Annotated in this window: 13 protein-coding genes; 7 read left to right on the top strand and 6 right to left on the bottom strand. The window is 45.0% G+C overall.

The features are described from left to right. The first annotated feature begins 257 nt into the window (after positions 1–257). Both H509_RS0115080 and H509_RS0115070 read left to right on the top strand, forming a co-directional pair. Entirely contained in the window at positions 258–1,709 is a 1,452-nt protein-coding gene (locus H509_RS0115080) for an esterase-like activity of phytase family protein (protein WP_028545815.1), read from the top strand. Positions 1,710–1,939: 230 nt separating this feature from the next. Further along, positions 1,940–2,503: a hypothetical protein gene (locus H509_RS0115070; protein WP_169450927.1), complete on the top strand. Its 564-nt coding sequence runs from the start codon at positions 1,940–1,942 to the stop codon at positions 2,501–2,503. 134 nt (positions 2,504–2,637) lie between these two features. Here H509_RS0115070 and H509_RS0115065 read toward each other — a convergent pair whose 3' ends face one another. The 3 genes from H509_RS0115065 to H509_RS0115055 form a co-directional block, all read right to left on the bottom strand. After that, a complete protein-coding gene (locus H509_RS0115065; protein WP_028545813.1) occupies positions 2,638–3,507 on the bottom strand; it encodes a phosphorothioated DNA-binding restriction endonuclease in 870 nt (289 codons plus the stop codon). Positions 3,508–3,684: 177 nt separating this feature from the next. After that, positions 3,685–4,911 (bottom strand): RtcB family protein, encoded by a 1,227-nt coding sequence (locus tag H509_RS0115060; protein ID WP_028545812.1) that lies wholly within the window; start codon positions 4,909–4,911, stop codon positions 3,685–3,687. Between the two features lie 91 nt (positions 4,912–5,002). After that, entirely contained in the window at positions 5,003–5,818 is an 816-nt protein-coding gene (locus H509_RS0115055; RefSeq protein WP_028545811.1) for a nucleotidyltransferase domain-containing protein, read from the bottom strand. 319 nt (positions 5,819–6,137) lie between these two features. On the opposite strand from H509_RS0115055, the gene H509_RS0115045 reads away from it, so the two are divergent. Next, positions 6,138–7,460, top strand: coding sequence for a helix-turn-helix transcriptional regulator (locus tag H509_RS0115045; protein WP_028545809.1), 1,323 nt, complete (start codon positions 6,138–6,140; stop codon positions 7,458–7,460). Then, a complete protein-coding gene (locus tag H509_RS0115040) occupies positions 7,435–8,241 on the top strand; it encodes a WYL domain-containing protein (RefSeq protein ID WP_028545808.1) in 807 nt (268 codons plus the stop codon). Before H509_RS0115045 ends, H509_RS0115040 begins: the two co-directional genes overlap by 26 nt. 128 nt (positions 8,242–8,369) lie before the next feature. On the opposite strand, the gene H509_RS0115035 is transcribed toward H509_RS0115040, so the two are convergent. Continuing rightward, positions 8,370–8,870 carry a GNAT family N-acetyltransferase gene (locus H509_RS0115035; RefSeq protein ID WP_051287206.1) on the bottom strand — a complete coding sequence of 167 codons (501 nt, stop codon included), beginning with the start codon at positions 8,868–8,870 and terminating at the stop codon, positions 8,370–8,372. Between the two features lie 270 nt (positions 8,871–9,140). Further along, a complete protein-coding gene (locus H509_RS0115030; protein WP_028545806.1) occupies positions 9,141–11,228 on the bottom strand; it encodes a TerD family protein in 2,088 nt (695 codons plus the stop codon). Positions 11,229–11,737: 509 nt separating this feature from the next. On the opposite strand from H509_RS0115030, the gene H509_RS0115025 reads away from it, so the two are divergent. Next, positions 11,738–13,288 (top strand): flavocytochrome c, encoded by a 1,551-nt coding sequence (locus H509_RS0115025; protein WP_028545805.1) that lies wholly within the window; start codon positions 11,738–11,740, stop codon positions 13,286–13,288. A 163-nt stretch (positions 13,289–13,451) separates the two neighbouring features. Here the strand turns inward: H509_RS0115025 and H509_RS28000 are convergent, their stop codons facing one another. Next, positions 13,452–13,697: a hypothetical protein gene (locus tag H509_RS28000; protein ID WP_169450925.1), complete on the bottom strand. Its 246-nt coding sequence runs from the start codon at positions 13,695–13,697 to the stop codon at positions 13,452–13,454. Positions 13,698–13,743: 46 nt separating this feature from the next. Here H509_RS28000 and scfA point away from each other — a divergent pair, with 46 nt between their 5' ends. Both scfA and scfB read left to right on the top strand, forming a co-directional pair. After that, complete coding sequence (gene scfA / locus H509_RS27255; protein WP_084159221.1) at positions 13,744–13,893, top strand: six-cysteine ranthipeptide SCIFF; 150 nt, start codon at positions 13,744–13,746, stop codon at positions 13,891–13,893. A gap of 104 nt (positions 13,894–13,997) precedes the next feature. Then, a complete protein-coding gene (gene scfB, locus H509_RS0115020) occupies positions 13,998–15,377 on the top strand; it encodes a thioether cross-link-forming SCIFF peptide maturase (protein WP_028545804.1) in 1,380 nt (459 codons plus the stop codon). The last annotated feature ends 185 nt before the right edge of the window (positions 15,378–15,562 follow it).

Below are 15,562 nucleotides of genomic sequence, written 5' to 3'. Positions count from 1 at the left end.
TGTTGAGTGCTAACACTTCTTTTTATATACCACAACCTAATTTTCAATGTCAATATGCTTACGAAACAAATAGCAAAATATAGCATCTGAAATCTGCTAACGGGAGCCTATCGTCACACTCCGATTAGAGCAAGTAAATGGCCCGTTTCATTTTTATTTACACAATTTCAACATCGCCATTACGTAAGCTTAACAAGTGACTGCTATAATTCGACTAAATACGAGCACGTTAACGATTGAAGGGGGATTTCTCGATTATGAATCACAAATGGCTAATTGCTGCTACAGCAGCACTTACACTCACAGTAGGAACAAACGTTATACCCGTAAACGCACTAAACGGTTCCCCAGCAGAGCAAATTACGTATACGAACAACGGACAAGCCGTGACACCTTCTTCTTCCGCAGTGGATATTGACGGCCGTTTATACTTGCCGCTCCGTGCGCTTAGTGAAGCTACTGGAAAATATGTAGATTGGGATGAGTTCCGCAGCAGTGTGGCTTTGACAGACAAGCCTGAGTTAACGGGAAAGTATAAATTAAATGCACCTAATCTAAATGACAGTGTGAAAATGGGGATTGGATCCTCTTTAACACATATACCTGGTGACCCTGATAACGTGTTTTACTCCACGGCGGATCGCGGTCCTAACGGAGAAGTTGAGGTTAACGGTAAAAATCGCCGCACTTTCCCGCTTGCCTCTTACACACCAAGTCTTTATAAGATCCAAATTGAAAAAGGCGAAATTAAAATTTTGGAGCAAACACCGCTGAAAGTAAAAGGTACTAATCCTGCAACTGGTAATGATCGTATTACAGGCTTACCCAATATTAAAGGCCGTGACGAAGTACCTTTTGATAGTAAAGCAGAGAAAGAGCTTGCCTATGATCCTTACGGACTGGACATAGAAGGACTTGCCTACAATCCAAAAGATGACTCGTTCTGGATCTCAGATGAGTACGGTCCTTCTATCGTCCACGTTAAACGCGATGGCACGCTTATCGAACGGATCGTGCCTAAGGGCTGGGGTACGCAGGTGTCCACTCCGCTCGTGCCAGCACGTGAAACTTTGCCAGCGGTATACAACAAGCTTCGCCAAAACCGTGGTGCCGAAGCAGTAGGCATTACGCCTGACAGCAAATACATGTTCATGGCTATGCAAAGTCCGCTCCGTAACCCGGACAAGTCTACTGACAATTCGCGTCAGCTGCGAATTATCAAACTTGACCTTTCCACCTTGCAGCCCGTAGCTGAATATGTTTATGTGGCGGAGGACGCGAAGCAATTCAACAACCTGTCCCAATCAGACATCGTCATTTCTGATCTAGTTGTCGTCAACGAGAACACGCTGCTAATTGATGAGCGTGACAAAAATGCCGGTGACAAAGCACAGTTGAAACGGATATATGCAATTGACCTGTCAAACGCAACTAACATTCTCGGCAAATATGACGATGCCAAGCAAGGTACTGCGCTAGAACAAATGACGATTGCTGACTTACGTGCGAACGGAATTCTCCCGCCAGCTAAGCGCACTGTACTTGATGCAGTTCAATTTGGCTACCCGTACGAGAAGATTGAAGGCTTGTCGCTGGTGAATAGCAATACGCTTGTCATTGTTAATGACAATGACTTTGGCGTAGGCAGCACAGCTTCGGATAACGGCACCGAATTGTGGACGTTTAAGCTTCCTTACACGATTAAGTAACTAATCATACTGCGCGCCCCTTCCCTTACTGAATCGTTTCACAACGATTCCATAAGTTTCAGCAGCCCCGTCTGGAGCCTTCGTGCCAGACGGGGCTTTGTTGCTTACCAGCACGTGAACTCGCTCCCTGACAACATAACGAGCGCTAATCCGCTTAATGCTAGCTTGGTGCTTTGTACCCTATTGTGTTTACAAATATTGAAATATTCCATAACCTGCCTTATGATTAGATGACTACCAAGAAAGGAATCTGGAATATGAAGAAAATAATAGTTTTTTTGCTACTGCTTGTTATACTCGTTCCCTCTCAAGCTCTAGCAGCTGCATCCGCGCCTACTGTAAATATTGAAAAGACTTATTTTGAGTCTTATAAGAGTAAAGTTAACGAGGTTAAAGCAGCACAAAAGAATCTGAGTGTTCGGTTATGTCCAGACGTTCAGCCGCTCACGGAGCAGTATAAGGCTTCAGCAGCTAGGTACACCAGCCTAGTTAAGAGTAAAGCAAGTAAGGATATGCTGGCACAGGCCAAAGCCGAGAAGATTCGAGACATCAAAGCGCTTAATGCTGCCAAGAAGACATGTGCGGTGAAAGTGAAGCAGCATAAGAAAGAGAGTGATAAGGCTCTGAAGGACATTCAAGTGCTTAAAGCTGCCATAGTCAAAAATATTAAGGCACACTTAGCCGGCAAGGATGGCATGAGTGAGAATGACTTCACTGCCTCCGTCCAGAAAAGTTTGTCGTTTATGGATAGCAAATTCTCCGCTCTGCTGAGCTCGTTAAGATCGGCAACTTAAAGAGCCAACAGCCGTTCCATAATTTAATGGAGTTTCCACTCTACTCGTTGTTGTGATAACGTGACAATACAATCCTATAATTTAACGATCAGCCCCTGCTTCTATCAAGCAGGGGCTGATTTAATAGCTATTAATTATAATATATGATATCGTGCAGGCCCTTTAAATACTTCCTTCACATGCCAGTTGATAAAATTGTCTTTGGGCTTATACGCAGGATGTATTGGAAAGCGAACTTCTTTTCCATGATATCTCATAAGCCACTCATCAAAACCACTTGTACCGTGTGCTTGTTCGGCCACGAGCATTTTCCGCTCCTCTGTTATTGTAAATACGCCTCGATCAAACAGCTTGTGATGCAGTGTACACAGGGCAATTCCGTTTTCTTCAGTGTCAGGTCCGCCAGCTTGATGCCACTGGATATGCGCTGCATCAATGGCAACCAATTGGTTCCCCAATCTGACGTTGAAACCGCATACTGCGCAGCTGTACTCATACGCTTTTAGAATTCTATCTCTAAAATGCGGATCACGAGCTCGTTTCTTCCGAATCGAGAGATCAAGTCCGACTTCATCAAGTATATCTTGATGAACCGTGGCAGGGAAATGTTCGTTTAATAGTAGTTCCGCCAGCTCTTGAATGAGCAGTATATCGCTCAGCAGCAGTTCAAGCACTTCCGCATTAAATCCACCTGTTACTTGATTCACAATCAGCTGTTTTTCCGAAAAATTGTTTTTATCGATAGGTTGGCTTAGTTCCCATATGCCATCAGAGACGAGTCGAACAAAAGGTTCCTCGGGATGATACGATTTTCGTGGGGGCCCAAACTCCATCAGCAACGCCTTCATCTTCTCTCGGACCAACTCATATGGCAAAATCATAACGTTTCGTTGAATTTCGGCAAGGCCAATAAGAAGGAGCAGCGGCTTATGCGGAGCCCTTTGTCCATTCTTCTTCCATATAGTTAAATTCGATATTCGTTCTTTTAAATCGGCAGCTTCCATCTGTCATTACTCCATGTTTAATATATGTAATCTTATTTTCATTAATAGAGTTACATCTTTTCTATAGCATAACACGTAAAAAAGAAAGCGATAACCGTCATCAGTCAAGTTTATTTGCCTGTGATGGTCTCGCATCCTATTTAGGTAATAAGAAAGTTGTTTTAATGAGCAGATCTCCTAATCTTTATACGGATCAATCTCGTCCGCGCCTGCCATACACACCCCAATCGGCCGCAATACGTTCAGCACCTCGATCGTCTCTGCATGAGCATCCAGCACCGTTTGAAGCTTGCGATATACAAATGGACTCTCGTCCGTCCCTGCACCGCGAAGTTCAACCCCAAAGTCACGCACAGCGTCCAGCATCTGCTGCGTACTGATCTGTCCGCCACTGCGGGACCGCGTCTTCCAATTCATCTTACCTGCTGCCTGCGTCCGACTCATGACACGTCCAGCGCCGTGAACAGTGCTATAATATGCATCACGATTTTCCGTTGTATCCTTGCCCTTGACGATAACAGAAATATCTCCCATACTCCCACCGATAAAGCCGAGCTGACCTGGTGCCGAAGGTGTAGCTCCTTTACGCACAACTACAACCTCTTGTCCGTTATGTGTCTCTTTCCATGCGTAATTGTGGTGATTATGAACCTCAAAGTCTGCGGTTGTACCGAGAATCGACAGCACCTCTTGTATAACATGATCACGTCCTGCATACGCGTACCGCCCCGCCAGCTTCATTGCACGGTAATACATGTCGCCCAGCTCGCTGTGAAGGTCAAGCAGTACAGGCGGCTGATCCATCTTCTCGCCAGGCGCTTTATCCATAAAAGCTCTTCCCGCAGCCAGATTCAGAAATCCGCTTGCCGTCTTATGTCCAAAGCCGCGACTTCCGAAATGATTTCCGATCCACAATCGCCCCGTCTCCATTTCCTCAAACAAGTCCACGAAATGGTTGCCGCTGCCTACTGTGCCAAGCTGGTTGCGAGCCAACACCTTCAGTTTGTCGTGCTCCTGCTTGCCGATCGCTTCGTATACCGCCCAATCCGGATCATCAAACAACTCATGATCCACCTTCTCCTGATTAACACGCCCCATCCCAAACGAAATACTGCGTGCGATTTCATCCATAATTTGAGCTAGTCGAGACTTCATATCCGCGACATACAGATTAGTGCGCACTGCTTTGTTGCCGCAACCGATATCGTAGCCGACACCAGATGGCGATATTTGTCCCTCATATACGACAACGCCGCCAATTGGCTGGCTGTACCCCTTGTGGTGATCTGCCATCAGCAGCGACTGTACGACGTTTCCAGTAGCCGCACACTGCTTCGCCTGGATCAAAGCCCCTTCCTCTGGGCTTCCCCACACACGAACACCTTCTATAGTTTGATAAGCCATAAGTGTTAACTCCTCTACTACAACATTATTGTTTATTTCTAAATACCCTGCGCTTGATTCCAACTTCTTTTATTGATAGGCTATCAATTAACTAGTCAAGTCTGTCCAACAACGGCTTCGCACCTTGCAGCCACACCTCATCTAGTGCTGACCGAAACAAGGCGTTAAGCTGCTGATCCTGATTGTCAGACGAAACCGACATTTTAGCAGCAACTTGATCAAAGTAGCATATTTTCTCTTTCAAATACGCGTTGATAGCCGCTATTTTAGGCTCATAATCAAGCTCATCTCCCGCCATCTTCCGCACGAGCAGCTGCTCGATTTCTGCTTTAAGCTCACTTTTGTCTGGCACCAATTCCTCAACCAACATTTGAAATTCAATAGGCGGCATCGTATTATACCGCTCGATCCATTCACATGCTAATATCGGGCGAAGCACATAAAAATACTTTTTGATCTTCACTTGATCACCCTGCAAATATTCCCGATAGTTCCCTTTTGCCATATGAAGATAATGATACATACATGATCGAGGTGAAAACGTAGACGGTGAAAGGCGCCGTATTTGGTCCGCAATAGAGAAGCTCTCCTGATACTGTATCGGCGATTGCAGCCATTCCAGCAGCGGCGGATTGGATTTGCGGAACAGCTTTAGCGCTTTTTTCAGATCCCAGCCATTCACATCCAGCATATTGCTAATCGGCCGCTCAATCACATCTCGTTGCTCAAATATCGATAAATACCATTCCAACGGTCTAATGTATATAAATCTAACGTCATAATCACTATCTTTAGATGGAAATCCCCAAGCACGGCTGCCCGATTCACAAGCATACAAAATTCGTACTTGTTCTTCCTGTTCGATTCGTGCCAATTCCTCCAAAATAAGTTGTTCATAAGTTGACATGGAGGACTCACTTCCCTTCTTTTAGCTGAGCGTTCTTTCTCTCCCAAATCCAGTTAACCCAAGTCCAGCGCTGCTATTTACTTTGTCATCTCCAAGTGTTCCTGTATTGTGTGAGCTGTACGCACTAGCAGCAGCCTTTCTATTCGGCTTGTTATTAAAGCTACAACCATGTCGTGCCTTCTTCTGTATGTATCATCCCTTATTTTCGGCTGAGCGAACATGGCAAAAGTATTACGACGGATAAACAACTTTTCCATATCGCACCTCTTTAACCCCTGTTACAATAAAAGAACGATACAGGAGAACGGAGGTTTTAACGGTGGCTAAAGAAAGCTTTGACAAAGAAATTCAATATTTAAGAATGCTGACGCTAACGAGCGGCGCCTACAATAGACAGCAGTTTGCAGAGCGGCTCGGCATTTCTGTACATACGTTTGACAAAACCATCAAGAAGCTTAAAACGATCGTAAACACCACTTATCAGCAGCTCGCACCTGGACAGGAGAAACAGGTTTCGGAATCGATCCGTTACAGTTATTATGAGTCCATCGATCCCCTGCTGTTGTTTATATTTCGTGCCAAATCCGTCAAGGAATCCGAGTCCTACAGAATATCTTTACTGTTAGCCGCCATGAGCGAAGAGGCGCTCACTACGATGGAGCTTATGGACATATGCTGTCGTGACTTGAATCCCGACTTGCCGCTGCCGGATGAAAAGACCATTCGAGCGGATTTGAAATATTTGGAGGAAGTTGGTGTCATTAAACGGGAAGCGGGCACACGTCCTTTCCGCTACCGTCTACATAACGATTTGATCCAACAATTATCAGATGAGGAGCTTTATGACCTATATGACTACGTGGATGTGATGGCCAATACACAGGTCCCTTCTGTGCAAGGCTATTTGCTGCGGGATGGGCTAAAGAAGCATCTGGCTCGCAATCAAGTGGAAAAGCAAGTTATCGAGCCTTTTTTGTACAAATATCATTATTATTCGCGGATTTTAGATGAGGCACATCTGTTTACGCTACTGCGTGCGATTCGGAATCGCCGTAAAGTTTGTTTCTTGTATTTCTCGCCGAAAGCAGAGAAAAGCTATGCCTCCCAAAATACGAACCCGTTGTTCGAGCGGGATCACGAGGGTAAGGTAGAACAAACGCTACCGCTTAAAATCATCTATGACCATCAATACGGGCGATGGTATTTGCTGTCGAACGGCAGGGAAGGTGTGCGGAAATACCGCATGGAAGGCATTACACAGTTGGAAGAAACAGAAGCTGTATCTGAGGAACTATGGGACAAAAAGTCCAGCGAGCTGGCAGAGAAGATCAAGTATAGTTGGCTCATCGATACAGGGCGACCGGTAACTGTACGTGCACGCTTTTTTAACCCGGGAGAGATGGAACCTAACTTTATTCGCAATCGCGTCCTCCTTCAGGGACAATGGGGACAGATCATTGAGGAAAATGATGACTTTTTTGTTTATGAAATTACCGTTAACGGAACTTTTGAAATTAAGCCTTGGCTGCGCAGCTTTGGTTCCAGCTGTGAAATAGTAGAGCCAATACAGCTCCGCCGAGAAATGATAGCCGAATGGAAGGAGATTCAAGCGTATTATGAACCTGTTCGAGAAAATATTTAACTATCAAGTCCTCGCGCGCCTCGAGGATTCGGGTACTTTTATGATCACCTCACACGAAAGAGCATGGCTCAAAACGATGCTCGATCATCCTGCGGCGATCGAAGCTTTTACGGCGGAAACGCTCGATAAATTGCGTTCGCTTCTGGAGCAGGATCAGCGTATGAATACAAGTGATCATTTACTCGAGAAAGCCAAAAGCACAGAGGGGCAAGTCTACCATCCCCTACTGCGCCCTTTACGACGACATATTACGAATACAAGTGGCATCTGCATCACGTACCAGCTTAAGCGTGGACAAGTACTATCTGAGCAATCCGGGCTGCCGTACAAGCTGGAATATTCGATGGTCAAAAAGGAATGGTACCTGCTTTGGTATCACCTTCGCCGTCGTGCGTTTATGCGTACAAGACTGAACAGCATCGTCACAGTCTCCACAGAGTCGATCCCGACTGAGAAGGCCGAGCTTATCCTTGCCCATGTGGCTCGTACGCTTGACTCTCGCAAGAGCGATGTCGTAATTGAGATCGTGCGCGAGTACAACCAAGAATTATCTCGCATTCTGTACGCCTTTTCCTGTTTTGAGAAGGACGTTGCCTATGATGAGGAGCAAGATACGTACCATGTAAAAGTGTCTTTGCCTGGTGATGAGATGGAATTTCTGCTCTCAAAGATTCGTTTTCTCGGCAAACGGGTGCGGGTGATCGAAGGGAACTATTTGAAAAGACGGATGTTAGAAGCCTCTACGAAGGCTTTGGAGCGGTATGGAGCGGATTATACATAAATTCAATGTCCCATTTATCAATGTGAATCATAAATGAAGGTAGTTTCAATCTGAGCAGGCGGTAATATGGCTTAGAGCAAACGAAAGGCTGCATGGAAACTTTTTCAGTAAAACCTTATAAAAACGGGTTAGTTCTCCATTAATATAAATTCAGTCTTGTTTCCATTATATTCATTAATAAAAGAGCTTTTAGGCATGAACCCCACCTTTTTATATAATGAAATGGCCCTATTATTAAACGCAGCGACACTTAGTCTGAGTTTGTGAGGATTAAATTTTTTTCGTGTGAAGTCCATACCTGCTATTAAGAATTCTGTTCCTTTTCCTTGCCCTGTAAGATCTGGTCTCATTCCCAATCCAATGTCTAGAGCTGTTTGATCCAAATATATTCCTTGACTGGCACCGGCATTTACTTGTGCATTTTCCCCAAAACAGAAGAAACCAACTAGCTCATCACCGGCGTTTTTAACTGAATAGTAGGAACCATCCAATAGTTCCTGAATCTCCTCGATATCATCTGACATATTATACATAGAATAAGCGGGGGCATAGTTCCACTTAACTATATTTTCAGCTTCTTCTAGCCGCATTAATTTGAAAATATAAGGTGCACACGGTTTATTATCCATTTAGTTAAGTTCCTTTCCGTCGCTCATTATTTATTTTGGGTTTGGTGCTTCTCCCTCGAATTCACGGTTTAGCACATTCTCTGCCACCTACTGCGGCGTGGAGCCCAAGTACTTCTTCCTTTTTTACGGATAACGGACTGAATGCCCTGAAATCGCATGAGACTGTATATCCACTTAGCATTAAGGGAAATTTCTGTGAGTTTGCGCGTTGTAAGCAGTTCCTGATGGCCATCGAAAGGAACGTGACTCACGTTCCCCGACCTTTTCCCACTAAGCGATGTACTCTGCCATGATCGTACTAATATCAAAGGGGGTCACACCTTCATGCACCGAGAACACGGTTTGTGCATCATCCGCATGCTGCACAATTCGGCCTCTGGCCTCCGCATGGAGCATAAATAGATCGTACAGGTTAGGCTTCGTTAAGGTGGTTATAGCTTTGCCCATTAGCACCATCCCCTTTTGATTCCCTTCGACATTGTTAAAATAGTTCGGATGCTGTTTCAACGCTAAATCACACCAAATCATTTTTCGTTCTACTACATCTAAAATGATTGGAATCGCGATTGTTGTGTCCGCAGCAATGTCGATTCGATCCACCACAGTGGAAGGTTCGAAAATCTCTCCAGAGTTGGGATGCTGCCGCATCATCCAGCCTGCAAAACACTCTGGCAAATGACAATAGGCCTGCCCCGTAAATGAATATAGCGTGGCCACAATGTAACGGCCCCCGTATTTCACAACAGAAGGAATATCCATATCGATAAACTCACATGCCCCATGCGGAGCCGATGTAATGTCCCCGCTATGAGCCGCCTTATATTGAGCTGAACGCAAATTCGTATAGGAAATATGCTCGACATACTGCCACTGCTCATCATACATTACCGCGGACAGGTCAATATCCACTCTTCCTGTAGGTGTTCCGTCTACTTGCCCTTCTTTCCACCATAAGAAGAAGCGGATCGTGTCACCTTCAGGCAGATCGATCCGACTGCCGCGAACGAGCGTACGAAGCGCCTTGCTTGCTGACCGTTGAGAAAAAGGCACTACATATTGTTTTAAGCGCACATCAACATAGACGTCACCCAACGCAGGAAGCTCAGCGAATCTATTTAGGAGCGTGTTTTTGCACGTTTGTATAATCGCCTCACAAGTATCACCATCAATATCGGGAAGCGTGTTCTGGATAGCAACTGCTTTTGCGACATTCCCTTTTGGGAAAAACGTTCGCAGTTCATGCCCCTTATTTCTGTTAGCAAAATGTGCCCTTACTTGCAGCAGCACCGGTGTTGCAACCTGTTCGGCAATGGCAGCAAATTTTTCAATAACAACACTGTTGTTCTCATTTGTACGAAGCAACTGATCTAACCGCCTAGCGAACTCCCCAGGTCGGCTTTGTAAAATGTCCGCAGCCAGACTCGAACCCTGGTGACGCAGCGCGAATTCGACTTTGCTATTAAACGTTGCATAAGGCTTGTTATTTCGCAGTATATCAAACGCTTCCTTGCAGCCGTGGAACTTATGTTTATATTCGGCTGGGTGCAAAATTTCGCCGAGACGAATCCACCGGTGTTTATAACGCAGCATATCCTCCACGCGGTTGCCACATTGCTCAAGCAGTTCCAACAGTAACCGCCGTTCCGATCGCTTGAACTTACGGAATTTCGTTGTGTTCGCAAGACTTACATCACCATCCGACAGAGCTACCGCTAACCGCAGCACATCCGTTGCCGTTCTTATGTATTTGCTGACAAGCTTCGTGCTGGCCTTCTCATATTTGAGCAGCGCCCCTACTACAAACGCCACGTTTTCCTTTAACGGAATCTCGTCTCGCAATATGGAGCTTAAATCATCATAATTAGCGATTACCCACTCCACATCTGCCTGATCTGATGCGGAGATTGATCCTTTTGCCCCAATGACATTCCGAATGGTGTAATTAAAATCTGCTTCACTTCCTAGCTCAATCACTTTCAAATCAACCTGATCCAACAGCGGAAATCTTTCCAAAGCATCATATTCGTTCAATTGGAGTGTAATGTAGTGAAGAATAGCGTTAATATAAAGCTCTGCCTCGTTGGCTAGCATCACTTGCTGCGGGAAGTTGGGGTACATGGGCTTAAACTTTACGTTTCCACCTATCAACAGCTTCAAGTCGGTCACAAGCTGATGATACAACTCCAGAAACTGTTCCACAGACATCGTTTGAACGACTTCCATAAGCGGCTTGGATAAAGTAAACCCTAAATACTCTATGTTTTTCATTGCCGTAGCTATATATGGTTGGGGGAGACGGTGTTGGCCAGGTTCTACAATGAGCTTTTTTGCTCTTCTTAAATAAATGACATTTCTCATTGAGCCTAATCCCTCCTTATTTCATAAAATAACAATCAGGAAACTTGCATCTCTAGTATCAGCTAGGTTTGGTTTAAGAAGGAAGAGATGCAATAGCCTGATTGTAAAATCTTCAGGAAAAGCGCCACCCTAATTGAATCTCCAAGGGTTGTAGAAGGAAGGATGGCAATAGCCTGAAGGGATTGGAGGTCATTCACTTGTACAATATATTTTCAACTGCACCTGTTGTTGACCTCTTGAGTAGTATCATCCCATATGTTTACGTTGACGAACATGGCGAAAGTATTACGACACGTATAATTTGTGTTTGATTTCATTTATTCAATGTACATGAGAACGTGCAGATGAAAGTCATTACGTTTCATTAACAGATGTATATTTTGATCAGGAAATTTCCTGCGCCTCCTAAATAATACAAGGCCAAAATTGGCACACTAACGTGACAGGTCGCATGCATGCGCTTATGCTGCAAGACCGTGAGAGAACTACATGATGTGGAGGATTATTTCATGAAAAGGAACAGCCAACCTGCCCTAATCATCCTGCTTGCCTTTCTGCTTTTGATCTCAGGCTGTGGAGGAGCAAGCTCCAAGCAACAGGGAACGGATGCAGGTGCAAATGAGCAGGCAAACGAAAATAAGGAAAAAGAAAAGGAAGATGCCGTATCAAGCCCCTCCCTTGCAACATATACACCGCTTGACCAACTCAAGGAAAGTTATGACGTTGTTATCGTTGGTGCAGGAGGCGCTGGCATGACTGCGGCACTTGAAATAAAAGCGGCAGGCTTAAGTCCTGTCATTCTGGAGAAAATGCAGGTAGCCGGCGGCAACACAAGCAAAGCATCCTCAGGGATGAATGCTTCGGAAACCAAATTCCAGAAAGAACAGAACATTACGGATTCTAATGATCTGTTTTATGATGAAACGCTAAAGGGCGGGCATTTGACCAACAATAAGGATATGCTTCGTTACTTTGTGGACCATTCTGCCGCTGCCATTGATTGGTTAGACAGCAATGGTATTCGCCTAAACAACATTACGATTACAGGGGGAATGAGCAAGAAGCGCACTCACCGTCCTGAAGACGGCTCAGCTGTTGGTAAATATCTTGTCTCTGGATTGATCAAAAAAGTACAAGAACAAGGTATCCCGCTCTTTGTAAACGCCAATGTGCAAGAGGTGACAAGTAAAGACGGGAAGGCAACGGGTGTAAAGGTTGATTTCAGCCAAGCAAATGAGAATAAAACCATTGCAGCCAAATCGGTTGTCATTACAGCAGGTGGATTCGGTGCAAATATGGAGTTAATTAAGAAGGTGCGGCCTGACCTTGAAGGTTATGTGACGACCAATCAAGAGGGCAGCACAGGTGACGGTATTAAGATGGTAGAGCACATGGGCGGTACCACCGTTGACATGGATCAAATTCAGGTTCACCCTACCGTTCAACAGGAAAATTCGTATTTGATTGGTGAAGCTGTGCGCGGTGAAGGTGCAATACTCGTATCCAGTGAAGGAAAACGTTTCGTAAATGAGATGGGCGCTCGTGATAGCGTAACGGCTGCCATTAACAAGCTTCCTGAAAAAAGTGCTTATTTAATTTTCGACTCCGGTGTCAAAGCACGTGCAAAAGCAATCGATTATTATGAGAAAATGGGGTTTGTGAAAAAAGCAGATACGATCAAGGGGCTGGCGGAAATCATCCGTGTGCCTGCTACTCCGCTCCAAAAAACGCTTGAGGGCTGGAACAGTGCTGTGAAGAGCAAGAAGGATGATTCGTTTAACAGAAAAACGGGAATGGAGCATGAATTGTCTAATGTTCCATACTATGCGATCAAAATCGGTCCAGGCATTCACTATACGATGGGTGGTGTAAAAATTAACACTAACACAGAAGTATTAGACAAGGATGGCAAGCCTATACCGGCTCTATTTGCTGCTGGCGAAGTGACAGGCGGTCTGCATGGTGAAAATCGCATCGGTGGCAACTCCATCGCAGAGATTATTATTTTTGGCCGTCAGGCCGGTATAAAGTCTGCGGAATATGTGAAGCGTGCAAAATAATAGGAGGTCTTTTACAGGTTCAACTTGTAGGGATGAAGTGGCCCCTAATGTAGCGGGCCTCTTTTCTTGGGCGTACACAAGTTAACTGCCACCATTTTAAACAAAACTGATCCTATCAGGCTATCCCACATATAAGCTGTTGGACTTTAATGAAAAGTGTAGCTCATAAATGAAATCGCCATTTCATCGGATGCTGGCTCACTGCCCCATCTTTCTGCGTACAACCCATCTCCTTATTATTTTGACTAATATATAAACGCAAATACCCATCCTGCACACAATACTCGCCTAATTTTTTTATCTCACCCAAAATACGCAAGCCTATTCTGCCATCGATCATCAAGCAGGTAGGATGAGGTGTGACCTTTTTGATTGATATGCCGCCAACGTTGTTGCTACGATAGTTCAACGGAGCAGGTTAAATATAACGAACAAAAGGAATAGGAGCTATTATGATGAAAAGAATCGTTACACTAAGTACGCGCAAACTAATGGACACAGCAAGACACGGCGGATGCGGTGCATGCCAAACCTCTTGTCAGTCTGCTTGCAAAACTTCCTGTGGTGTTGCCAATCAGCGTTGTGAAAATGCAATGAACAAATAGCAATTAACGCTCACCGCCGTCCCTACAAGGACGGCGAAGTTGTTTATGCTCGTTAGCCGGAAAGTCATTGCAATTTGTACGTAAAAAGGAGCTTGGTTCGCAATATGATTCATCAATATCAACTGAACGGTTACAACATCGTGATCGATACCTATAGTGGCTCAGTGCATGTTGTAGATGATCTGGCGTATGAGATCATTGCGCTTTATGAGCATACAGCTCCAGCACAAATAATGAGCTTAATGAAGGAAAAACATTTTACTGAGGAAAGCATTCGCGATACGCTCTCTGAGGTGGAACAACTCAAACATAAAGGGCTGCTCTTTACAGAGGATATGTATGAAGAGTTGTCTATCGATTTAAAAAAACGAACCACGTATGTGAAAGCGCTCTGTCTTAACGTAGCGCATACGTGTAATCTGTCTTGTGAGTATTGCTTCGCCAGCCAAGGGAAATACAATGGTGAACGAGCCATCATGAGTGTTGAAGTTGGGCAACGCGCCATCGATTACTTGCTGGAACACTCAGGGCATCATCGAAATTTGGACATCGACTTCTTCGGCGGAGAGCCGCTTATGGCTTGGAAAGTTGTGAAACAGATTGTAGCGTATGCGAGAAGTAAGGAAAAGGCATGGAAGAAGCAATTCCGCTTCACCTTCACCACAAACGGGATGCTGCTGGACGATGAGGTTACTGCATTTTTAAATGAGGAAATGTACAATGTCGTCTTAAGCCTTGATGGCAGAAAAGAAGTGCACGACCGGCTGCGCACAACCGTGACCGGCAAAGGCAGTTATGATCATATCGTACCGAAGTTTCGGGAGTTCATTCAAAAACGCGGCGATCAGGAGTATTATGTACGGGGAACGTATACACGAAACAATGTAGATTTCACAAATGATATTTTTCATATCGCAGATCTAGGCTTCGACAAAATCTCCATGGAGCCTGTCATTTGTGATCCACGAGAACCTTATGCCCTTACCGAGAAGGATATTCCGGAGATTTACGAGCAGTACGAAATTCTTGCTAAGGAAATGATTACACGCAGTGCGCAAGGCAACGGATTTACGTTCTATCATTACATGCTTGACCTCTCGGAAGGCCCTTGCATCCAGAAGCGAATCACGGGGTGTGGCTCAGGCACCGAATACCTCGCTGTCACTCCAACAGGCGAGCTATTCCCATGCCATCAGTTTGTAGGGGATGAAGCGTACAGTATGGGTAACATTTGGGAGGGTATAACACGACCTGAGCTGCAAGGCCAATTCAAGCAGAGCAACTGCTATACGAAGCCAGCGTGCAAAGATTGCTGGGCTAAGCTATATTGCAGCGGCGGCTGTCCGGCCAATGCCCTGCATGCGACGGGTTCCATCAACGGAATTTACGAGTTTAGTTGTGACGTTTTCCGTAAGCGAATTGAATGCTCTATGATGGCCAAGGTGGCCGAGTCGATTAGAGAGCTTGAAGCTTGTGATGCGTAGTAATAAGAAAAGCAGACCACTATCTCTTGTAATTGGGATAGTGGTCTGTTTGATAATAAATGGATCTGTCTGCTCGCGTTGAAGCTTTGCGATCTCAAATTTCACACTGATTCTCAGCCAATCCACGATCATACTTCGAATCGGACTTTTATCATTCTTTTCACTCGTACCCCAACCCAATTTCC

The sequence above is a fragment of the Paenibacillus taiwanensis DSM 18679 genome, from assembly GCF_000425125.1.
GTDB classification, from domain to species: Bacteria; Bacillota; Bacilli; order Paenibacillales; family Paenibacillaceae; genus Paenibacillus_B; species Paenibacillus_B taiwanensis.
The sequence above is the reverse complement of the archived record's forward strand: the minus strand, read 5'-3'. Positions and strand labels throughout refer to the sequence as shown.